Below are 20,285 nucleotides of genomic sequence, written 5' to 3' on the forward strand. Positions count from 1 at the left end.
ACGCGTGCTTCCTGAATGAACGCGGCGCCTGTGAGTTTTTCGCGAGCAAGCTCGCTCCTACAAAAAGCCTTAACTGACTGGCATTAGGGCTTGCCCCCTCCCACATTGGATCTCCAGTGGATTTCCAATGTGGGCGACAGGCTTACTTCATTTCTACGATGACCTGCTCGTTCCACAACTGTGGCAGCTTCTTGGAAGTCGCTTCCCAGGCATCGGCATCCTTGATCGGCTGCGGGTTGGCCTTGGTGTACTGCTCGCCCGGGATCAGGTTCTTGGCGATGTCGGCCGGCAGCTTCAGGTCGGTTTCGGCACGGATCGGACGTGCGTTGCCACGGGCCAGGTTGAGTTGGCCGGCGTCGCTGAAGATGTATTCGCGGGTCAGCTTGGCGGCGTTCGGGTGCTTGGCGTATTTGTTGATGATGGTGGTGTAGCCGGATTTCACCGAACCGTCCGATGGGATCAGCACCACGTAGTCATCCGGGTTGGCCATCTTGGCTTTGTAGCTCAGGCCGTTGAAGTCCCAGACGATACCCACTTCGACTTCGCCTTTTTCCATGGTGGCGATGGTCGGGTTGGACAGGCCGAGGCGACCTTGCTGGGCGATCTTGGTGAAGAATTGCAGGCCGGGGGCGATGTTCTTTTCATCGCCTTTATTGGCGATGGCGGCGGCGAGTACGGCGTTGGAGGCCTGGGCCGCAGTGCTCACGTCACCCACCGAGACTTTGTATTTGCCGGTTTGCAGGTCCGCCCAACTGGTAGGGACTTCGGAACCGTGCAGCAGCTTCTTGTTGACGATGAACGCGATGGTGCCGGTGTAGGCCAGGGCCCAATGACCGTCCTTGTCTTTCGCCCAATCCGGCACCGAAGCCCAGTTGGACGGTTTGTACGGCTGGGTGACTTCCTGCTTCACCGCGATCGGGCCGAAGGCCGCGCCTACGTCGCCGATGTCGGCGCTGGCGTTGTCTTTTTCGGCCTTGAACTTGGCGATTTCCTGGGCCGAACTCATGTCGGTGTCGATGTGCTTGAGGCCGTAGGTCTTGGCCAGGTCTTCCCAGGTGCCTTTCCAGTTGGCCCAGTCATCGGGCATGCCGACGCTGTTGACGGCACCTTCCGCCTTCGCGGCGGCTTCCAAGGTTTTTAGATCGGTATCAGCGGCCATGGCGGCGGTGCACATGGCAATGGTCGAGCCTAACAGTGATGCCAGGAAAAGCTGTTTCATCCGAAGCTCCTTTGGGCGTTTTCAACGCGGCGGTGTTTTCTACGGTGTTGTTGGTCTAGGTCAGAGCAATACCTGAGCCAATCTAGACGCGATGGATGACAGTTTCATGTCGATGTCGTTTTCATAGCCTTGATGTCGCTCGGCGCAGACTTAGCGTAGACCATGCTCAAATGCCCGCAGCGACTGGACTTGGCCGATGTATTGCAGGGTGTGGTGCAGGGACGGGGCAGGGACTGTCATCTGTCGGTCATCAGGAGTGCCTAGGCTGGCAAGCAGTCATGCAAGCCCACTTATGCAGCGGTTTGTGCACCTGAACAGTGCTGGTCTAGTCCAGATAGGTAACATTGATGCGTGATGAGGCAATCAAGGCGGTGACATCCATCGGGCTGGCGCTGCAAGAGCAGATCGACCACGGCCTGTTGCCGCCTGCAAGCAAGCTGCCCGCCGAGCGCAAGCTCAGCGAGTTGTTTGGTACCACTCGAATTACGGTGCGGGAAGCCTTGTTACAACTGGAGGCTCAAGGGCAGATTTATCGCGAGGAGCGTCGTGGCTGGTTTGTCTCGCCGCCTCGGCTGGCCTACAACCTGATGCAGCGCAGCCACTTTCACGCCATGGTCAACGACCAGGGGCGGGTGGCATCCACCGAAGTGATCAGTGCGCGGCTGCAGCCGGCCTCGGCCGCGGTGTGTGCGTGGTTGCAGCTGCCGGCGTTGTCCAGCGTGATCCAGATCTGCCGGGGACGGCGGATTGACGGGCGGCTGGTGTTGTATGTGGAGCACTACCTGAACCCGCAGTATTTCCCGGGGATTCTTGAGTGCGACCTGAATCAGTCGATGACCGAGTTGTATGCACGTAAGTACGACTTGCACTACGGGCGGGTGCGCTTCGAGATCGTGCCGACCTCATTGCCTGTGGAAGCGGCGGCGGCATTGCGCGTGTCGGTGGGCAGCCCGGGCTTGCGGATCGCCCGGGTCAATTATGACCAGCACCAGCGCTTGATCGACTGCGACCTGGAATTCTGGCGGCATGATGCGATTCATGTCGGCGTCGATGTGGTGTGATCGGGGGGCTTCCTGTAGGCGCGAGCTTGCTCGCGAAAGATGTCAACGATGACGCGGGAGACCTGGCTCCCCGCAACGCCCTCAAGTTTTTCGCGAGCAAGCTCGCTCCTACAGTGAGTGCACCGTGAGTGCCTTGATCACCTGGTCCACATTGATCTCCAGCTCCGATACCGGGTCCGCGCCGTCGACGTTCAACACCAGCAGCGTTGAACCGCCTGCCGTGATGGCGGCTTTCACTGCATCACTCGGCTGGCGATGATGCAGCACCACGGCCACGTCGTTGTCCTTCAGCTCGGCACTGAGCTTCTGTAACGCCTCAGGCGTCCAATCGGCGTCGGGCCGGGCATCGGTGCTGAGCAGTTCCAGATTCAAACTGCTGATCAGATAGGCAAAGTGATCGCTCAAACTGACCACGCTCAGGTTGTCCGCCTTGGCCAGTCGCGCCTCGCTGTCGGCGCTGAGCTTGAGCAGGCGTTGCTTGAGGGCGGCCAGGTTGGCGTCGATCTTCGCCTTGGCGCCCGGTGCCAGGCGGCTCAGGTCGGCGGCCAGGACATCGGCCATGCGCCCCAGGTTGTTGCTCGATTGCCACGGCTGGCTGTTCAAGCCATCGGCGACGCCAGGTTGCACGGCGATGCCCGGCAGGCCGCCATCCACCGGGCGTGCCGCATCGATTTCGACGATGCGGATATTGCTGCGCCGTGCCACGGGGTAGAGCGGGTCATCGGCCCACAGCGAGCGCACGCCGATGGCGGCGTCGGCGTCCTGGGCCAGGCTGTTCAGTGCCGGCGCGCCACGGCCGGTGAAGTACGACACCTGCCGCGAGCCCGGCAGGTTGGCCGGCGCGGCGCGCTCGAGCTGCACGTCGGTGCCCTTGAGCAGCACCTGCGCCAGGCCATAGGTGATCGGCAGCGAGGCCAGGACTTTGACCGGTTTGGCCGCGTGAGCAGCAGGTTTGCCCACGTCGGCCGCCATCAGCGGCGTGGTGATCAGGCAAGCGATGGCCAGGGCCAGAGGTTGAAGAACGGAGCGCATTATCCAAGGTTCCCTTTAAGGCTGGGCACGGTGCCCCGCGCGACGGCGGCAAGGGCGAAAGCGATACCGGCCATCAGGATGATCGCGGCACCGGAGGGGATGGGCAGGTCGAAGATGATCGGCAACAGGATCCCGCACAGGGTGCTGACGGTGGCGATCACCACCGAGATCCAGAAGAAGCCTTTGAGCGACTGGCTCAGCAGGCGTGCCGCTGCAGCCGGGATCACCAGCAGCGCGCCCACCAGGATGGCGCCGATGACCTTGACTGCCGCCACGGTGATCAGCGTCACCAGGATCACGAACAGGTAGTCCAGGGTCTTCACCGCCACACCACGCACCGCCGCCAATTGCGGGTTGAAGCTGGCGAGCATGATGCGGTTGTACAGCGGCAGCGCGAGGGCCATCACCAGGGCGCCGACAATCGCCAGTACCAGCAAATCGTTGCCGTTGACCGTCAGCACCGAGCCGAACAGCACGTTTTCGAGGATATGCACGTTGATCTTGCCCGCCAGGATCAGCAGCAGGCTGGCGCCCAATGCCAAGGACACCGACAGGAACACGCCGATCAAGGTATCCGGCGCCAGGCCGGTGCGGTTGCGCAAGTAGTTGAGCAGGATGCCGAACAACAGGCAGTAACCGAACAGGCTGCCATAGGGCCCGGTGTAGGGCTCACCCAGGAGGATGCCCACGGCCACGCCGGTCAGTGCGGCATGGCCGACCGCTTCGGAGAAAAACGCAAAGCGCTTGACCACCACCAGTGTGCCCAGGCCGCCCAGCACCGGGCCGATCAGCAGGCCGGCGAGCAGGGCGTTGACCACAAAACCATAGGCCAGTGCCTCCGGCAGGTAACCGGACGAGGCCCAGCCCTGGACTATCAGGCGAAACGCTTCATAACTCATGGCGCCGGGCTCCGAGGATGGGTAGAGAACAGGGTCAGCAGGCGCTCCGGGGTCAGCGCCTCTTTCGGCGTGGCGTCGAACAGCAGGCGGCGGTTCAGGCCGGTGACGCGGTCGGCCAGGCGGCCCACGGCTTCCAGGTCGTGCTCGATCCACAGCACGGTGATCCCGGCCAGGCGCCAGTCATTGAGCAGGCGTTCGAACACCTGGATGCCCGCTTCATCGAGGGCCGACATCGGTTCATCCAGTACCAGCAGTTGCGGCGCCGGGATCAATCCCTGGGCCAACAACACACGCTGGCGCTCACCGCCGGACAGCGCGCCCATGCGCCGCTTGCGCTTGTCCTGCATGCCGACCCGTTCCAGCGCCTCGCCAATCGCGGCGGCGTAATGTTTGGACAAACCCAGGAACGCCGGGCGCCGCTGGCACATGGCGGCCATGAAATCGTCGACCGTCATCGGCAGGCCCCGGTCGAACTCCAGCGCCTGGGGCACATAGCCGATGGTGCCGGGCGTGCCCGGCCACTGCAGGCTCAGTTGCCCCTGATGCGGTGTTTGCCCCAGCAGGGTCTTGATCAGCGAGCTTTTGCCGCCGCCATTCGGCCCCACCAGCGCATGGATGCTGCCCGGCTGCACCTGGAAGCTCACGCCGTCGAGGATCACGGTGCGGCCCAGGGTCAGGGACACCTGGTCGAAGTCGAGGGTCGGGCCGACGCTGGCGACCTTAAGTTGCTGCGCTGCGGTCATGCCCCCGACTCCTGAATCGCCCGCACCACGGTGTTGAGGTTGCCGGTCATTTCCACTTCGTATTTTTCAGCGCTGTATTCGCCGTAGGAAATATGCGACAGCGGGTACAGCTTGACCCCGGATTCACGCTGGATGGTGTCGACGTAAGTGGACGGGAAATCCATCTCCGAGAAGATCACCTTCACGTCCAGGGCGCGCAGTTCGTCGATGGTCTTCTTCAACTGGCTGGGGCTCGGCTCGATCCCGTGGGCCGGCTCGACCACGGCCGTGACTTCCAGGCCGAACTCGCGCAGCAGGTAATCGTAGGCCGCGTGCACGGTGGCGACGCGCAGGTCCGGGTTGGGTGCGCCGGTCAACTTGGCCAGGGCATCGGCGCGCATCTGTCGCAGGCGTTTGCCGTAGGCGCGGGCGTTCTGGGTGTAGGTCTTGGCGTTGTCCGGGTCGAGCTTGCCCAGCTCGCGGGCGATGTTGTTGACCTGGGCAATCGACGCACTGATCGACAGGAAGGTGTGCGGGTTGACCACCTTGCCGGCACCGCGCGCGGCGTTGCCGGTGGCCGCCAGCAGCGGCACGTTGGCGTTGGCTTCGATCACCGGAATGTCCGGGCGCTCGCTGGTGGCGATCATGCGGTCGGCGAAATCGTCATGGCCGACGCCGTTGAGCACGATCACATCCAGGGTGCCGATGCGCTTGATGTCTTCGGCACGTGGCTCGTAGGCGTGGGGGTTGAAGCCGGCCGGGATCAGTGGCACCACTTCGGCCTTGTCGCCGACGATATTGGCCACGTAGCTGTAATAAGGGTGCAGGGTGATGCCGATACGCAGGCGTTTGGCCGCCTCGGCATTCGCGAGGGGAGCGAGTATCAGGCTGAACAGGCCAACCAGAAACACGCGCAACAGGGGCGATGAAATAGACATGGGCAATCGGTCTTCTCGTTCAGTGACGGTGCTGGCGGGTGACGCCGGCGTCGAATTGCGCGACCACCTGCTGCCAGCCGGCTGCGATCAGCGCCTGGTCAGTGAGGTCGGAGGGGGCGGCCAGGTGTGTGCTGCGATTGAGCCAGATATCCGGCTCGCTGCCCTGTACGCGCATCAGCAGTGAACCGCTGGTGGTCGGCGTCTGGCTCAGTCCCAAGTAGGCCGAGTTCCCCAACAACTGCCAGCGATGGTCGCCGCGGCTGACCGAACTGGCGTCCTGGGCAAAGGGCGCGAAGCCTTCTTCGGCCAGTTGCTCGGGGGTGGGCAGGGCGCTTTGCTCCTGCTGCAGCAAGTGGATTTCATCCAGCGTGACCCGCAGGTCGGCGTAGATGCCTTGTTCGGCGGCGCTCAGGTCGCGGCGGGCATCCAGTTGATGGCGGGGCAGCGCCGCGACTGCCTGGGTTTCACCATGCAGCGCCACCACCGTACCGGCCACCGCGAGGATGATCAGGCACAGCAGCAGCACGTAGAGGGTTTCGTGGCCGGCACCGGCGGGGCGAACAACCTGTGTCGTACTCATTGAGGCTGGATATCCGCTTGGTCGATTTCCACTACGTGACCGGGGCCTGCATCAAACAGCACGTAGAACTCGGCGGACGGCTTCTTGAAGGTCAGGGTGGAGTCCTGGCCGAGCTTGCCGGGCACCAGGATGGTTTCGTCATAGCCGATCACATCCAGGGTCACGCCGGGGGCACCGCTGCCGTCGGAGAAACCGCCTTTGCACTGGATCTGCTCGCCGGGGATTTCCTTGCATTCGCACATTGGGTTGTGGGCAAGGACGGTGGTACTGAAACCGGCGCACAGCAACAGCGCGGCGCGGGACAGGCGCTTGAACGTCATGGTTTGACTCCTTGCTTGTTCAGCCAGGCAATGGTGGCAGGCGAGGCCTGGCTCAGCGGGATGGAACCCTGGTGCATGGTGCCGTCCCAGCCTTCCATGGTGACCCACAGTTCGGCATCGACGGGGGTACGTTCCGGCACGGGCAGGCCCGCACCCATGCGGTACGGGGTGCCGAAGAAGATCACCCCGGCGGCACGCAGGCTGCGCGGCTTGCCGATGCGCAGGTAGGTGGCCTTGACCTGGTCGGCGCAGGTGGCGCAGAGGGCGGCGTTGAAGAACTTCATCGGGCCGGCCGGGTCGGGGCGCGGGCCTTCATTGCGGAATTCGGCCAGCGTGAGGCTCCAGGGTCCGACCTGTACGTCCCCGGCCACCCGCTCGCCGATGCCGGTGTCGCCGCGAAACAGCGCGGCATCGGCGAAGTACTTGGGCATGAAGCCCAGCGGTACCAGCAACAGCAGGACGTTGATGTGGAAACGCCATTTCAGCCAGAAGGCCCGCAACGGCGAAGGCGGGGTAGCGTTGGCGGACTTGCTCATGGCTTGGCCTCCGAGGTTTCAGCCTGCATGGCCGGAATGGGTGCCGGCGCACGTTGTGTCTTGGCTTCGCGCTTGAGAGCGTTGAGGGTGGCCAGGGCCGTGCGCTTGGTCCAGATCAACAGGCCGCTCAAGACCATCATGCTCAGCACCAGGCCGAAGAACGCCCAGATCAGCTTGATCCAGATGCCACCGAAGTCGCCGGTGTGCAGGGGGCGCATGGATTCGGTGACGAACTCCAGCTTGGTGCGGTCGGACAGCAGATGCGACGAGGCGATTTCACCGTCATATGGGTTGATCTGAGCGGTCTGGAACATCAGCGGGTACCAGCCCCGCCCGCCGATTTGCAGGTGGCTGTAGGCATTGAGCGGCAGGCTCACGAAGCTCGCCTCCAGCCCCGGGATACGTTGGGTGGCGATCGCGATCGCCTCATCCACGGGAATCATCGGCGCAGGCACGCCGGGGGCTGAGGTTGGGACTTTTTCGCGGGCGATCACCGGGACGATGGGCTCGCTGGAGATGGAGATCTGGTTGTCACCCAGGATTGCCTGGATCAGGAACCAAGTGCCAGTGATGGAAATCACCGCAATAAACCAGATCGACCAGATACCGCTCAGGCGGTGGAAGTCGCCCCAGAAAATCCGCGCGCCGTGGCGGATACGCAGGGTCGGCTTGAAAAAACCTTTCCAGAAGCGCTTGTACACCACCAGGCCGGTGACCAGTGAGGCCAGCAACGGCAAGCCGAGCAGCGACACCAGGTACCAGCCCCAGCTGAAGCCATTGGTAAACGGCACCAGCCACCAGCCGTGCAGGGCGCGGGTGAACTGACGGAAGTTGAACGACGGGCTGATGCCTTGGATCGCCCCGGTGTACGGATTGACGTAGACCTCTACCGAGCGCCCGTCCGGGTAGCTGAGGTCGACACTCAGGGCAAAGTGCGATTCATCCGGACGACTGAGAGACTGCACGATGACCTGGGGTTCGGCCCGCTTGATGGCGCTGATCACCTGGTCGTAGCTCAGCGGCTCGGCATCATCCGACGGCTTGCTCGCACGGATGTCCGGATTGGCCAGCCACACGATTTCCTGGCTGACCACCGCCAGGGTGCCGGTGACGCAGACAATCAGTACAAAGAACCAGATGGGCAAGGCCAGCCAGCTATGGACGAGAAACCAGAGTTTTGAGCGTGACTTCTTCGACATGTGAAAGAGGGTCTTGATCAGGGGAGGGCGAGGGAGGCCCGGAAAAGGCCAGTCGTAGCTTTTGCTGACGCGACAGGCTGTATCTAAGTTAAGACGGATGAGAATGAGAAATCCCCAAGGTGGATATGAAAGAAAATGTTTCAGGTTCACATCCAGCGGGTTTTTACGGCGTGGGGGTATTCATGAAGTGGGGTAGGAGCCGGCGAACCGGCCCCGATGCTCAGCCTTGCTTGAACATTTCCATGGCGCGCTGACGGATCTGTTCTTCGCTGAGGTCTTCCTTGCGGGTGGCGAGGTACCAAAGGTGACCGTATGGATCCTTCACGCTGCCCGAACGGTCGCCATAGAACCGGTCCTCTGGTTCGGACACCACGCTGGCGCCCGCTGCGATGGCTTGTTTGAACTGTGCGTCTACGTCGTTCACGTACAGATGCAAGGCGACACTGGTGCTTTCAGTCGGATTGCTCAGGGACATCTGATCGCAGGGCGTGCCCAGCATGATCGCCGAATCACCAATGCGCAGCTCGGCATGGCCGACCCTGCCATCGGGCATGTCCAGGCGCATGATCTGGGTGGCGCCGAAGGCTTTTTTGTAAAACTCGATAGCCTCTGAGGCTTTGTCGATGCCCATATAGGGCGTGACACTGTGATAACCCTCGGGAATGGGTTTAACGCTCATTTCGTTCTCCTTGATTGTGGTTGTGGAGGCACGGCCTCTTCACTATAGGCCACGCCCATCAAGGGCTCCGAGGGCCCCGACGAGGGGGGGCAGCCGGGCTCCAGCAATTGCGCCCCCGGCCCGCGCCCACCGAGCTGGTCATCCGGGTTGCGCAACGGGCACGCGTCCAGCGACAAGCATCCACACCCAATACAACCGGTGAGTTTGTCCCGCAGCAGCATCAGCTTATGGATGCGCTCATCGAGGTCTTCCCGCCACAGCGCGGACAACCGCTCCCAATCCTGAGCGTTGGGCGTGCGTCCTTCCGGCAACGTCTGCAACGCCTCGCCAATCGTTGCCAGTGGAATTCCCAGGCGTTGGGCGATCTTGATCACCACCACCCGGCGCAGTACATCCCGTGGATAGCGTCGTTGATTGCCGGCATTGCGATGACTCTTGATCAGCCCCTTGGTTTCGTAGAAGTGCAGGGCCGTAACAGCTACACCGCTACGGGCTGCCAGTTGGCCGACGGTGAGCTCTTTGGTAACCATAAACACTCCAATTAAGCGCTTGACCTTGACTTAACTAGAGGTTTTACCCTGCGTGGTATCGAATCACAAGATTCTGCCTACAGAGAAAGGGGAGTGTTCATGCAGGTATCAGAGAAAAATCGCAGTTTCACTCAACTGATCGAGTTTCATATCGAACCCCAGCAACAAGTGGCGCTGGTGGCGGCCTTGTCCACCCAAAGTGAACGCCTGGCCCAGGGCCATGGCGGCTTTATCAACGCGAGTGTGCAGGTCAGCGAAGACGGGCGGCGGGTGCTCAATTACCTGCAATGGCGCTCCCGCGAGGACGGCGAAGCGGCGTTCCAATGCTTTGAGCACGGCGAGGAAGATTTCTGGACGCTGATTCGCGCCCACCAGGCCACGGCCGTGACCTTCGGTTCGTTCCAGGTACTGCGCAGTTTCGAGCGCAGCCATGACAACGCGTTGCACTGTCGCCTAAATGGATAGGTGCAGCATGCGCTCGCCCTGCATGTTTTCCCCCGGCCGGCGCTTGTTCACCGCCAACTCGCCGATCTTGATCAGGCGCGTGCGCGTGACGTTGCGGCTCAGGCCCAGCAAGTTGGCGGTGTGCACCTGGTTGTAATGGCTGAAGCGGTAGGCGGCGCGCAATAGCGCGTCTTCGACCTTTTCGTGCAGGGCGCCGGCCTGTTCTTCGAAGAGCTTTTGAAACGCGCGCTCCAGCAAGGCCTCGGCGCTGTTGTCGGTGCCGTGCTGACTGTCGTCCTGGCGCTCGATGCGCATGTTCGACAGGCGCAGGTCGTCGCGTTCGATCACGCCGTTACGGCAGATCAGCAGGGTGTGGTGAATCACGTTTTCCAGCTCGCGGATGTTGCCCGGCCAGCTGTAGCTCTTTAGCTTGTGTTCGGCCTCGCGGCTGATGGTGATCGGGCCGTAGCCCAGGCGTTGGCTGTAGGCTTCGATAAAATGCCGGGTCAGCGGCAGGATATCGCCGGGGCGCTCGCGCAGGGGGCTGAGCTCGAGGCTGACAACGTCGAGGCGATAGTAGAGGTCTTCGCGGAAATGCCCGGCGTTGATGGCCTTTTCCAGTTGCACGTTGGTGGCGGCCAGTACGCGCACATCGATCGGAATGCTCTTACGCGACCCCAGGCGCACCACTTCGCGTTCCTGTAGGACGCGCAGCAGCTTGACCTGGATGGGCATCGGCAAATCGCCGATTTCATCGAGGAACAAGGTGCCACCATCTGCCTCTTCGAACCAGCCGGCCTTGGCGCTGAGGGCGCCGGTAAACGCGCCTTTTTCATGGCCGAACAGCTCGGCTTCCACCAGGGACTCGGAGAACGCGCCGCAGTTAACCGCCACGAACGGCCGGTTGCGCCGCGCGCTGAGGTTGTGGATGTGGCGCGCCACCAGCTCTTTACCGGTACCGGTCTCGCCGATGATCAGCACGCTGGCTTCGCTGGGCGCCACTTGCTGGATATGGTCGAGCAGCGCCCTGGATTTCGGGTCTTCGAAGACCTGGGCCGTGGCGCGGATCGACGTCGCAAGGGCGGGCGAGGGCGGTAAGGTTAGAAGCTGCATGGGCACCTCTTTTTATGAGTAAAACGTCGGAATCGGCAGGGATTGGTTCAACGCCCAGTCCCCCAGTTCGTGGAGCTTGTAATCCACCGGGTCGTGCAGGGTTTGTGTGCGCAGGTTGCGCCAATGACGATCCAGGCGCAGGGATGCGTGGGTGGAGCGCGCGCCGGTGACTTCAAACAGGCGGCTGCACAGGTCCAGGCCTTGGCGGGTGGCGGCGACCTTGGCGGTCGCAATGGCAATCGCCAGTTGACCGCGTTCGTTTTCGCTGAGGTTGGGGCCTTTTGCCCATGCCTGGTCGAGCAGCTCGGCAGCGCGTTCCACCAACAGGCGCACACCCTCCAGGGCCACCCAGAATTCGCCGTAGTGATGCAGTACGTAAGGGTCCTGGCGCACGTCTTCGGTTGAGGACTTGTGCCAGGAACGGGTCTCGGTGAGCGTGTAGTTGCGCGCTTCTTCGAAGGCACCTTCGGCGATGCCGAGGAACATATGGGTGAAGGTCAACTGGGCGATCAGCGGGCGCAGGCAGGCAAAAGGCGTGCTCAGCGGGCCCGGGTCGAGCAGCAATTCCGACTCCTCGACACGTACTCGTTCGAAGCTGGCGCTGCCGCTGTCGGTCTGGCGCTGGCCGATATTGTTCCAGTCGTTGTGCAGGGTGATGCCACTGCGCCCGCTGGGGATGGCGGCGATCAGCAGCTTGCCGCCGGCGCTTTCATCCACTGCCGAGGCGATCAGCATTTCCGAGTCGCTGGCGCCGGAGCAGAAGCTCTTTTTGCCGGAGAACTCGCGCCAGCCGCCGAAGTCCTTGACCACGGTGCGTGTGTCCAATGGGTTGAGGGCGTTGCCCCAGAACCAGTTTTTGCGCGCGGTCTGTTCGAACCAGGGTTGCCATTGGTCCGGCCGCGAGAACAGGCGCACGGTGGCGAGCATCAGGTGGTGGAAGCCGAAGACGTGGGCAATGGAGCTGTCGACCTTGGCGAACTCGCGCACGATGGCCAGGGTGTCACTCCAGCGGGCGCCGAGGCCGCCGTATTGGGTGGGAATGCTCAGGGCCAGCAGGCCGCTTTGGCGCAGGGCGTCACGTTCGGTCTTGGGGGTGCCACCGCGCTCGTCGCGTTCGACGGCGGTGAGGGCGAATTCGGCGGCCAGCAGTCTGGCGGTCTGCAACGGTGATGGCAGGACGCTGTGGGGTTTGGCTGTCACGGGGTTTCCTCTTTATAAGCGGGAACGACCAATGCCGCTCCCGCCGCTGCGCCGATCAGGCCTTGGCTGGCAGAACATCGTTGGCAATCATTTCGCCGAACGGGCCAGTGAGGTTGGTGATGCCGCGTCCGGCCAGGCTGGCATAGGGTTCCGGCAGCAGCGGGAACACCAGCTCGGCAAAGCGATAGGCTTCTTCCAGGTGCGGGTAGCCGGAGAAGATGAAGCTTTCGATGCCCAGGTCGGCGTATTCCTTGATGCGCTCGGCTACTTGCCGGGGGTTGCCCACCAGCGCGGTACCGGCACCGCCGCGTACCAGGCCGACACCGGCCCACAGGTTGGGGGCGATTTCCAGGTTGTCGCGGCGCCCGTCATGCAAGGCCGCCATGCGGCGCTGGCCTTCGGAATCAAAGCGCGAGAAGGATTTTTGTGCGGCGGCGATAGTTTCGTCGCTGATGTGCTCGATCAGCTTGTCGGCGGCTTTCCACGCGTCCTCTTCGGTCTCGCGCACGATCACGTGCAGACGAATGCCGAACTTCACCGTACGCCCGTGGCGGGCAGCGCGTTCACGCACATCCGCGAGTTTTTCGGCGACGGCGGCGGGCGGTTCGCCCCAGGTCAGGTACACATCCACCTGTTCGGCGGCGAGGTCGTGGGCGGCATCCGAGGAACCGCCGAAATATAACGGTGGATAAGGCTTTTGCACCGGTGGGTAAAGCGCCTTGGCGTTCTGCACTCGCAGGTGTTTGCCTTCGAAGTCCACTGATTCGCCCTGCAATACGCGGCGCCAAATTTGCAGGAATTCGTCGGAGACTTCGTAGCGTTCGCTGTGGTCGAGGAAGCTGCCGTCGCCGCGGTTCTCGTCGGGATCACCGCCGGTGACCACATTGATCAGCAGGCGACCGTTGGACAGGCGATCCAGGGTCGCCGCCATACGCGCAGAAACGGTCGGCGAGATGATACCCGGGCGAATCGCCACCAGGTAACGCAGGCGCTCGGTCAGCGGCACCAGTGCCGAGGCGATGACCCAGGAGTCTTCGCACGAGCGGCCGGTAGGAATTAACACGCCGTGGTAACCCAGGCTGTCAGCCGCCTGCGCGACTTGCTTCAGATAATTGAGGGTGACCGGCCGTGCACCTTGGGTGGTGCCCAGGTAATGACCGTCGCCATGTGTTGGCAGAAACCAGAAAACATCCATGACCAATCCTTAAGCGATTTTCAGCAGAGAGGGGGAGTGCGCTGCAAACAACGGCGCTGCGCGTTCTGCCGCAAGGCGTATACGGCCCTTCAAGGGCTCACTGGTTATTTGGTAATCGGTGAAGTCGGCCTCGGTGGCGTACACCCCGATCGGCAGGGTCAGGGCCTGGAAGAAGCTGAACAGCGGACGCAGTTGGTGATCGAGAACCAGCGCGTGGCGCTCGCTGCCGCCGGTGGCTGCGAGTAATACCGGTGTGTCGATCAGGGCGTTGAGGCCAACCAGGTCAAACAGATGCTTGAGCAGGCCAGGGTAGGAACCGCGATAGACCGGTGCGGCGACGATCAGCAGGTCGGCCTGTTCGATGGCCACCAGTTGGGCTTCGACCTCGGCGGGCAACTCATCCCGTGACAGCGCACCACCGAGTGGCCGGGCAATGTCGCCCAGCTCGATCAGGGTGGTCTGGATCGGCAGCAAGGTCGCCAATTCAGCCAGTACGGCTTGGGTCAGCACGAGGGTGCGGGACGGGCGCCAGGTTCCGCCGGAGAGGGCAACGACATTCAGGGGACGGGTCATGAACAGTTCCTTTATCAACAGTGGTTCATAGCAGGTGGAGTGCAACCTGTTGAGCAAGAGCTGTACCAACGGGTGCAGGCCTTGATTGGCGTGGGTTGCAGGTTCACTGCTGAAAAATGCTGCTGTTGTCTGACTGGTGATTTGTTGAATGGCTGTTGCCTGGCAAACAGTTGCGTGGCGAACAGCGCAGGTTCTATGCAAGTCATTTATAGAGGGATACAGTTATTCCGTAAATGAACGTATTTCCATATTTATAGACCATAAAGAAATATAACGTTTCCTATCGAGGGTGCCTTGGTGGTCGATAGCGACTATCACGGACGGTGATTTTTCACTGCGCAACGGCGGGAGTAGCCTGTGTTCATTGACTTGAAACCTTCTTTGCAGGGCTACCCCATGAACCGATTTCTCGCTGTTTGCTTAGTGATTGTCAGCGCCGTACTCGCCGGCTGTGCGAGCCATCCATCGCCAGAATTGCGTCCCTACACGGCCGAAGAGAGCAAGCAACTGGCCCTGGAAGCGCTGAGCCGTCGTGGCTTGTCGTTTGATGAATATCAACAGCAGCGCGCCGCACTGACCGGCCAGCCACAGAAGCCCTTCGGATTTGATCGCCAGGGCGAAATGAACGCCGAGCGCAACGTGGTTTTGCATGGTCGTCCCAGTTGAGTCGGCACTGCACAGCAAAAAGCCCGAGGCTTCCCTTGAAGGAACCTCGGGCTTTTTGTTTGCCATGGCACGACTTCAGCCTGTTAAGCTGAATTTCAGGAGCGTTCCTACGCACATTTACTTAAAGTTGTCCTTCTTTAATGGCATTCGATCCGGTAAACCTGACGACCTCTGTTCCGGCCGATGCCCCTGAGACGCTGCTCTCGGGAACCTGCTCTGCGAGTCTTGACTGTCATGAATAAACGTCCGCTGTATTTCGACTACGCCGCTACCACCCCGGTGGACGAACGCGTCATCCAGGTGATGGTCGAATGTCTTGGCTTCAATGCCAATTTCGGTAACCCCGCGTCCAGTTCCCATGCGTTCGGCCAAGCGGCCCGGCAAACGGTTGAACAGGCGCGTCGCCAGGTGGCCGAGCTGGTCGGCGCACAACCTGAGCAGATCGTCTGGACCTCCGGTGCTACTGAGTCCAACAACCTCGCGATCAAGGGCGTTGCCCAGGCGCGTGGCGTGGCGGGCGGGCATATCATCACCAGCCAGATTGAACACAAGGCCACGCTGGACACCGCGCGGCAGCTTCAGGAAGCCGGTGTGGCCGTGACTTACCTGGTGCCGGACGCCGACGGATTGATCAGCGCCGAGGCCGTCAGCGAAGCATTGCGTGAGGACACCTTTCTGGTATCGCTGATGCTGGTGAATAACGAACTGGGCACCCTCAATGACATCCCCGCCATCGGCGCACGTGTGCGTGAGCATGGCGCGTTGTTGCATGTCGACGCGGCGCAGGGCGCGGGCAAGGTGGCGATCGACCTGGCGCAGTGGCCGGTGGATTTGATGTCGTTTTCCGCGCACAAGCTGTATGGCCCCAAGGGTATTGGCGCGCTGTATGTCGGACCCCGGGCGCAACAGAAAGTGTCGGCACAGATTCACGGCGGCGGTCACGAGGGTGGCTTGCGCTCCGGTACCCTGGCCACCCATCAGATTGCAGGCATGGGCGCGGCGTTCGCCCTGGCGGCGGCGTCTTTTGCGCAGGAGAAGGCTGTCATTATGACCTTGCGTCAGCGCCTGCTGGAGCAGTTGGATACGCTCGGTGGCGTGCGCCTCAATGGCAGCCCTGCGCAGCGCATTCCTCACACCCTCAGCCTTACGTTCAGCGAAGGTGAATTCGACGCTGCTGCGTTGAGCGCGGGCATCGCCTTTTCGGCGACCTCGGCGTGCAACTCCGCCAGCAATGCGCCTTCCCACGTGCTGCTTGCGTTGGGCCTTGACGCACGCTCTGCCGGCCGCACCATACGTTTGAGCCTGGGCCGGTTTACCACCGAGCAGGACATCGACCAGGCCGTGCAATTGATCAAGGCCGCACTGGCCAGCGCACCGGCGTTCTGGGCCGTCTGATTTTCACATAACAATTATTAGTGGTTAGCAGGAGACACAATGAGTACGCAGCCCTTGACCCATGGAACGGTTCCCCAGCGCCTGGCGCATACCCGCGAACTGATGCGCCGCGAGGGCATTCACGCCCTGCTGGTGCCGTCGGCTGATCCGCATTTGTCCGAATACCTGCCGGGTTACTGGCAGGGGCGCCAATGGTTGTCGGGGTTCCATGGTTCGGTAGGCACGCTGATTGTCACTGCGGATTTCGCCGGTGTCTGGGCCGATAGCCGTTACTGGGAACAGGCGACCAAGGAGCTCAAGGGCAGTGGCATTGAGTTGGTCAAGCTGCAACCGGGTCAGCCCGGGCCGCTGGAGTGGCTGGCCGAGCAGACGCCGGAAGGCGGTGTGGTGGCGGTGGACGGTGCGGTGATGGCTGTCGCGTCGGCGCGCACCTTGGGCGCCAGGCTGGCAGAGCGCGGCGCGCGCCTGCGGACCGATATCGACGTACTCGATGCAGTTTGGAAAGACCGTCCGAGCCTGCCGAGCCAGCCGATCTATCCGCATCTGCCACCGCAAGCGACCGTGAGCCGTGGCGATAAACTTGCCGCACTGCGCGCGAGTTTGAAAGAGAAGGGCGCCGACTGGCACTTCATCGCCACCCTGGATGACATCGCCTGGCTGTTCAACCTGCGCGGTGGCGATGTTTCGTTTAATCCGGTGTTTGTTTCGTTTGCGTTGATCAATCAACAACAGGCCACGTTGTTTGTGGCGCTGAGTAAAGTCGACGCTGACCTGCGTGCGGTGCTTGCGCAGGATGGTGTGACGTTGCGCGACTACAGCGACGTGGCGGATGCACTGCGTGCGGTGCCATCGGGCGCCAGCATGCAGGTTGACCCGGCCCGCGTTACTGCCGGTCTGCTGGAAAACCTGGATGCCGGCGTCAAGCTGATCGAAGGGCTGAACCCGACCACGCTGGCCAAATCCCGCAAGAGCCTGGCGGACGCGGAGCACATCCGCCGCGCCATGGAACAGGACGGCGCGGCGCTGTGTGAATTCTTCGCCTGGCTGGACAGTGCGCTCGGTCGTGAACGCATCACTGAATTGACCATCGATGAACACCTGACGGCTGCGCGCACCCGTCGCCCCGATTATGTGTCGCTGAGTTTCAATACCATCGCGGCATTCAATGCCAACGGGGCCATGCCGCATTACCACGCTACCGAAGAAGAACATGCGGTGATCGAAGGCGATGGCTTGCTGCTGATCGATTCGGGTGGCCAGTATTTGGGCGGCACTACGGATATCACGCGGATGGTGCCTATCGGTACGCCGAGTGACGAACAGAAACGTGACTGCACCCGTGTGCTGAAGGGCGTGATTGCCCTGTCCCGTGCGCATTTCCCCAAGGGGATTTTGTCGCCGCTGCTGGATTCCATTGCCCGCGCGCCGATCTGGGCTGAAGGCGTGGACTACGGCCACGGTACCGGGCACGGCGTAGGTTATTTCCTCAATGTGCATGAGGGCCCACAAGTGATTGCCTACCAGGCCGCCACTGCGCCGCAAACCGCGATGCAGCCAGGGATGATCACCTCCATCGAGCCGGGCACCTACCGCCCTGGCCGCTGGGGTGTGCGTATCGAGAACCTGGTATTGAACCGCGAGGCAGGCAAGACCGAGTTTGGTGAGTTCCTCTCGTTTGAAACCCTGACCTTGTGCCCGATCGACACCCGTTGCCTGGAGCCGTCGCTGCTCACCGCGGATGAGCGCGAGTGGTTCAATGCGTACCACGCCGAGGTGCGTGAACGCCTGAGCCCGCTGCTCAGCGGTGCTGCGTTGGCGTGGTTGCATGTGCGCACGACGGCTATTTGACCGGGTGCAAAATCAGGAGCTGCAATAATTCAGTTGCAGCGCCGCGAAGGGGCGGCGTTGTATCAGGCATGTGTATGAGCAGTCGCTGGTGACTGCTCGGAGCAGATCACTTGCAGATGACGATCATGCTGCGGCTGGTATAGCCGGCAGGGTTTAGGCCGAAGGGGTAATCCCCTGGCTCCTCGGAATTGTCACCGGACTTGGCGATAACCCGGTAGCCCTTGGCGCCACAAGAGTTGGTTGCACTGGTGTAGCACTGGTCCCAGGAAGAAGACAGGCCGGAACAGTTGATATGCAGCCCTTTTTTGCCGCGTTTTACTTCTGTCTTGGTAGTCGCGGCGCAGCCAGCAATAGCCACGACCATTAACAGTATCAAAATTCGCTTCATTCCTATCCTTAATAGCCACTTCATAATGCTTGAAGCCGGCTCTACTCGCTCTCGAGTGTAGCGTTCGTGCTGTCCTTGTCGAAAAACTCCATGAATGACATTCGTTTGCAGTTTAAACATGGCCTAAATACGCAGCAAATACCAGAGCAACTTTCACTGATGATTCAATCCGCCGGAACCAGCGGCTTGGAGTCATTGCGCATCGTCAGTGTCGCGCCTACCGAGGCCATGATAATGCAACTTATGGCCAGCCATTGCGGTAGGGATAGGTGCTCCTGCAGGAAGAAAAGTCCTGAGAGTGCGCCGAAAGCAGGCTCAATGCTCATCAGTGTTCCGAAGGTGCGGGCGGGGAGGCGCGTCAGCGCTACCATCTCCAGGGTGTAGGGAAGTGCCGTTGACAGGATCGCGACACCGATGGCGACCGGAATCAATGCCGGGGTCAGTAAGGCGGTGCCGGCATGGACGATACCGATGGGCGCCACAAACAGGGCAGCGATCATTACGCCGAGGGCGGCGGTCTGGACGCCGTTGTCGTTGCCTGCTTTCTGTCCGAACAGAATGTAGAGTGCCCAGCAAGCCCCCGCCCCCAAAGCATAGGTCGCGCCGACCAGGTCGATTCCGCTGCTGGCTTCCCCCATGGGAATCAACAGGAGCAGGCCGATGATCGCCAGTGCTATCCACAGGAAGTCTACCGCTCGGCGCGACGCGTAGATCGCGACGGCGAGCGGTCCGGTGAATTCCAGGGCTACGGCAATGCCCAAGGGAACGCTGCGCAAGGACATATAGAAGAGGAAATTCATGCCGCCCAAGGCCATGCCGTAAACGACCACGGTGCGCAGGGATTTTGCGGTCAGCCTGGCGCGCCATGGTCGGAGGATGAGCAACATGATTACGCTGGCGAAGATCAGGCGCAGGGTTGTGGTGCCCTGGGCGCCGACAATCGGGAACATGCTCTTGGCCAGTGAGGCTCCGGACTGGATGGAGGCCATGGCGATCAACAGTAGGCCGACAGGAAACAATGCCGAGGCCAAGCTGCGGGGGGAGGTGGTCATTGGGGCGTTCGTCCGAGGTCATAGTCGAGAATCAGGGGCCGCTATGATGCTTAATCGTTTGGCTTTGAGCAATATATTGCTCAATTCGACAGCGAGACCTTCTCTATATAGAGGGATTTGAAGGTTGGCAGGCACTTTGATAGAAAAACCAAATTAAGTGTTGACGGCAGATCCTGGAAGTCTATAATTCGCCCCACTTCCGGCGCAGTCGAAACGCAAAACTCCTTGGTAAACAAAGAGTTATGCAGAATAAGGCAGCGGATTGCTTCAGTTCATCGAAGCCCAGAAGGAGTTGATAGAGTCATGTTGTTTGACGCTATTAACGATTCGATCTTCTCGGTCGAAAGCGGAGAAAAAGAGGTGTTGACAGCAGCGTGTAACGCTGTAGAATTTGCCTCCCGCTAACGAGAGATCGGAAGCGCAAGTGGTTGAAGTTGTTGAAGAAATCTTCGAAAGCTTCTGAAAATAATCACTTGACAGCAAATGAGGCTGCTGTAGAATGCGCGCCTCGGTTGAGACGAAAGCTCTTAACCAACCGCTCTTTAACAACTGAATCAAGCAATTCGTGTGGGTGCTTGTGGAGTCAGACTGATAGTCAACAAGATTATCAGCATCACAAGTTACTCCGCGAGAAATCAAAGAATAACCAACGATTGCTGAGCCAAGTTTAGGGTTTCTTAAAAACCCAAAGATGTT

At 61.2% G+C, this 20,285-nt stretch carries 22 protein-coding genes and 2 pseudogenes; 6 read left to right on the forward strand and 18 right to left on the reverse strand.

From position 1 onward, the window contains the following. Positions 1-142: 142 nt before the first annotated feature. On the reverse strand, positions 143-1,219 hold the full coding sequence (locus tag F6S08_RS10420) for an ABC transporter substrate-binding protein (protein ID WP_027607118.1): 1,077 nt from the start codon (positions 1,217-1,219) through the stop codon (positions 143-145). A 347-nt stretch (positions 1,220-1,566) separates the two neighbouring features. Between F6S08_RS10420 and F6S08_RS10425 the strand changes: the two genes are divergently transcribed. Both F6S08_RS10425 and F6S08_RS10430 read left to right on the forward strand, forming a co-directional pair. Beyond that, complete coding sequence (locus F6S08_RS10425) at positions 1,567-2,280, forward strand: UTRA domain-containing protein (protein WP_053128712.1); 714 nt, start codon at positions 1,567-1,569, stop codon at positions 2,278-2,280. Next, positions 2,277-2,396 (forward strand): annotated as a pseudogene (locus F6S08_RS10430) (outer membrane lipoprotein carrier protein LolA); the annotation flags it as partial. The gene F6S08_RS10425 and the pseudogene F6S08_RS10430, both read left to right, overlap by 4 nt. Here the strand turns inward: F6S08_RS10430 and F6S08_RS10435 are convergent. From F6S08_RS10435 to soxR, 10 genes and pseudogenes are all read right to left on the reverse strand, one after another. Further along, the gene (locus tag F6S08_RS10435) at positions 2,389-3,312 is read right to left on the reverse strand and encodes a metal ABC transporter solute-binding protein, Zn/Mn family (RefSeq protein ID WP_065924534.1); all 924 of its coding nucleotides are present in this window, start codon (positions 3,310-3,312) and stop codon (positions 2,389-2,391) included. The pseudogene F6S08_RS10430 and the gene F6S08_RS10435 sit on opposite strands and share 8 nt — an antisense overlap. Continuing rightward, positions 3,312-4,211, reverse strand: a complete 900-nt coding sequence (locus F6S08_RS10440) for a metal ABC transporter permease (protein WP_065947290.1) — start codon at positions 4,209-4,211, stop codon at positions 3,312-3,314. The genes F6S08_RS10435 and F6S08_RS10440 overlap by 1 nt, the downstream gene beginning before the upstream one ends. Beyond that, on the reverse strand, positions 4,208-4,954 hold the full coding sequence (locus tag F6S08_RS10445) for a metal ABC transporter ATP-binding protein (RefSeq protein WP_027607122.1): 747 nt from the start codon (positions 4,952-4,954) through the stop codon (positions 4,208-4,210). Before F6S08_RS10445 ends, F6S08_RS10440 begins: the two co-directional genes overlap by 4 nt. After that, positions 4,951-5,871 carry a metal ABC transporter substrate-binding protein gene (locus F6S08_RS10450; protein WP_065924535.1) on the reverse strand — a complete coding sequence of 307 codons (921 nt, stop codon included), beginning with the start codon at positions 5,869-5,871 and terminating at the stop codon, positions 4,951-4,953. The genes F6S08_RS10445 and F6S08_RS10450 overlap by 4 nt, the downstream gene beginning before the upstream one ends. 19 nt (positions 5,872-5,890) lie before the next feature. Then, the gene (locus tag F6S08_RS10455) at positions 5,891-6,451 is read right to left on the reverse strand and encodes a DUF6162 family protein (RefSeq protein WP_065924536.1); all 561 of its coding nucleotides are present in this window, start codon (positions 6,449-6,451) and stop codon (positions 5,891-5,893) included. Next, on the reverse strand, positions 6,448-6,771 hold the full coding sequence (locus F6S08_RS10460; protein ID WP_065924537.1) for a hypothetical protein: 324 nt from the start codon (positions 6,769-6,771) through the stop codon (positions 6,448-6,450). Before F6S08_RS10460 ends, F6S08_RS10455 begins: the two co-directional genes overlap by 4 nt. Then, positions 6,768-7,307: a hypothetical protein gene (locus tag F6S08_RS10465; protein ID WP_027607126.1), complete on the reverse strand. Its 540-nt coding sequence runs from the start codon at positions 7,305-7,307 to the stop codon at positions 6,768-6,770. Before F6S08_RS10465 ends, F6S08_RS10460 begins: the two co-directional genes overlap by 4 nt. Then, complete coding sequence (locus tag F6S08_RS10470; RefSeq protein WP_065924538.1) at positions 7,304-8,506, reverse strand: PepSY-associated TM helix domain-containing protein; 1,203 nt, start codon at positions 8,504-8,506, stop codon at positions 7,304-7,306. Before F6S08_RS10470 ends, F6S08_RS10465 begins: the two co-directional genes overlap by 4 nt. Positions 8,507-8,726: 220 nt before the next feature. Beyond that, positions 8,727-9,185, reverse strand: coding sequence for a VOC family protein (locus F6S08_RS10475; RefSeq protein WP_065924539.1), 459 nt, complete (start codon positions 9,183-9,185; stop codon positions 8,727-8,729). 95 nt (positions 9,186-9,280) lie between these two features. Further along, positions 9,281-9,715 (reverse strand): annotated as a pseudogene (gene soxR / locus F6S08_RS10480) (redox-sensitive transcriptional activator SoxR); the annotation flags it as partial. Between the two features lie 99 nt (positions 9,716-9,814). Between soxR and F6S08_RS10485 the strand changes: the two are divergent. Beyond that, complete coding sequence (locus F6S08_RS10485) at positions 9,815-10,180, forward strand: antibiotic biosynthesis monooxygenase (protein WP_065924540.1); 366 nt, start codon at positions 9,815-9,817, stop codon at positions 10,178-10,180. Here the strand turns inward: F6S08_RS10485 and F6S08_RS10490 are convergent. The 4 genes from F6S08_RS10490 to msuE are packed head-to-tail and all read right to left on the reverse strand — an operon-like array spanning position 10,169 to position 14,240. After that, positions 10,169-11,272, reverse strand: a complete 1,104-nt coding sequence (locus F6S08_RS10490) for a sigma-54 interaction domain-containing protein (RefSeq protein WP_065947291.1) — start codon at positions 11,270-11,272, stop codon at positions 10,169-10,171. The two genes, F6S08_RS10485 and F6S08_RS10490, sit on opposite strands and share 12 nt — an antisense overlap. A gap of 12 nt (positions 11,273-11,284) precedes the next feature. Then, entirely contained in the window at positions 11,285-12,472 is a 1,188-nt protein-coding gene (locus F6S08_RS10495) for an acyl-CoA dehydrogenase family protein (protein ID WP_065924542.1), read from the reverse strand. 55 nt (positions 12,473-12,527) lie between these two features. Next, positions 12,528-13,667, reverse strand: coding sequence for an FMNH2-dependent alkanesulfonate monooxygenase (gene ssuD, locus F6S08_RS10500; RefSeq protein WP_027607133.1), 1,140 nt, complete (start codon positions 13,665-13,667; stop codon positions 12,528-12,530). 9 nt (positions 13,668-13,676) lie between these two features. Beyond that, complete coding sequence (msuE, locus tag F6S08_RS10505; protein ID WP_027607134.1) at positions 13,677-14,240, reverse strand: FMN reductase; 564 nt, start codon at positions 14,238-14,240, stop codon at positions 13,677-13,679. 396 nt (positions 14,241-14,636) lie between these two features. Between msuE and F6S08_RS10510 the strand changes: the two genes are divergently transcribed. The 3 genes from F6S08_RS10510 to F6S08_RS10520 all read left to right on the forward strand — a co-directional run bounded on the left by F6S08_RS10510 (position 14,637) and on the right by F6S08_RS10520 (position 18,149). Next, the gene (locus F6S08_RS10510; protein WP_065924558.1) at positions 14,637-14,906 is read left to right on the forward strand and encodes a hypothetical protein; all 270 of its coding nucleotides are present in this window, start codon (positions 14,637-14,639) and stop codon (positions 14,904-14,906) included. Between the two features lie 234 nt (positions 14,907-15,140). After that, a complete protein-coding gene (locus F6S08_RS10515; protein WP_315871557.1) occupies positions 15,141-16,301 on the forward strand; it encodes a cysteine desulfurase family protein in 1,161 nt (386 codons plus the stop codon). 39 nt (positions 16,302-16,340) lie between these two features. After that, positions 16,341-18,149, forward strand: a complete 1,809-nt coding sequence (locus F6S08_RS10520; RefSeq protein WP_065947293.1) for an aminopeptidase P family protein — start codon at positions 16,341-16,343, stop codon at positions 18,147-18,149. A 106-nt stretch (positions 18,150-18,255) separates the two neighbouring features. Here F6S08_RS10520 and F6S08_RS10525 read toward each other — a convergent pair whose 3' ends face one another. The 3 genes from F6S08_RS10525 to F6S08_RS10535 all read right to left on the reverse strand — a co-directional run. Beyond that, positions 18,256-18,537: a hypothetical protein gene (locus F6S08_RS10525; RefSeq protein WP_027607138.1), complete on the reverse strand. Its 282-nt coding sequence runs from the start codon at positions 18,535-18,537 to the stop codon at positions 18,256-18,258. A gap of 164 nt (positions 18,538-18,701) precedes the next feature. Beyond that, positions 18,702-19,589, reverse strand: a complete 888-nt coding sequence (gene rhtA / locus F6S08_RS10530) for a threonine/homoserine exporter RhtA (protein ID WP_027607139.1) — start codon at positions 19,587-19,589, stop codon at positions 18,702-18,704. A gap of 267 nt (positions 19,590-19,856) precedes the next feature. Next, on the reverse strand, positions 19,857-20,285 hold a 429-nt coding region (locus tag F6S08_RS10535), incomplete at its 5' end, for a hypothetical protein (protein ID WP_315871558.1).

It is taken from the genome of Pseudomonas sp. JV449, assembly GCF_032424295.1.
GTDB lineage: Bacteria > Pseudomonadota > Gammaproteobacteria > Pseudomonadales > Pseudomonadaceae > Aquipseudomonas > Aquipseudomonas marginalis.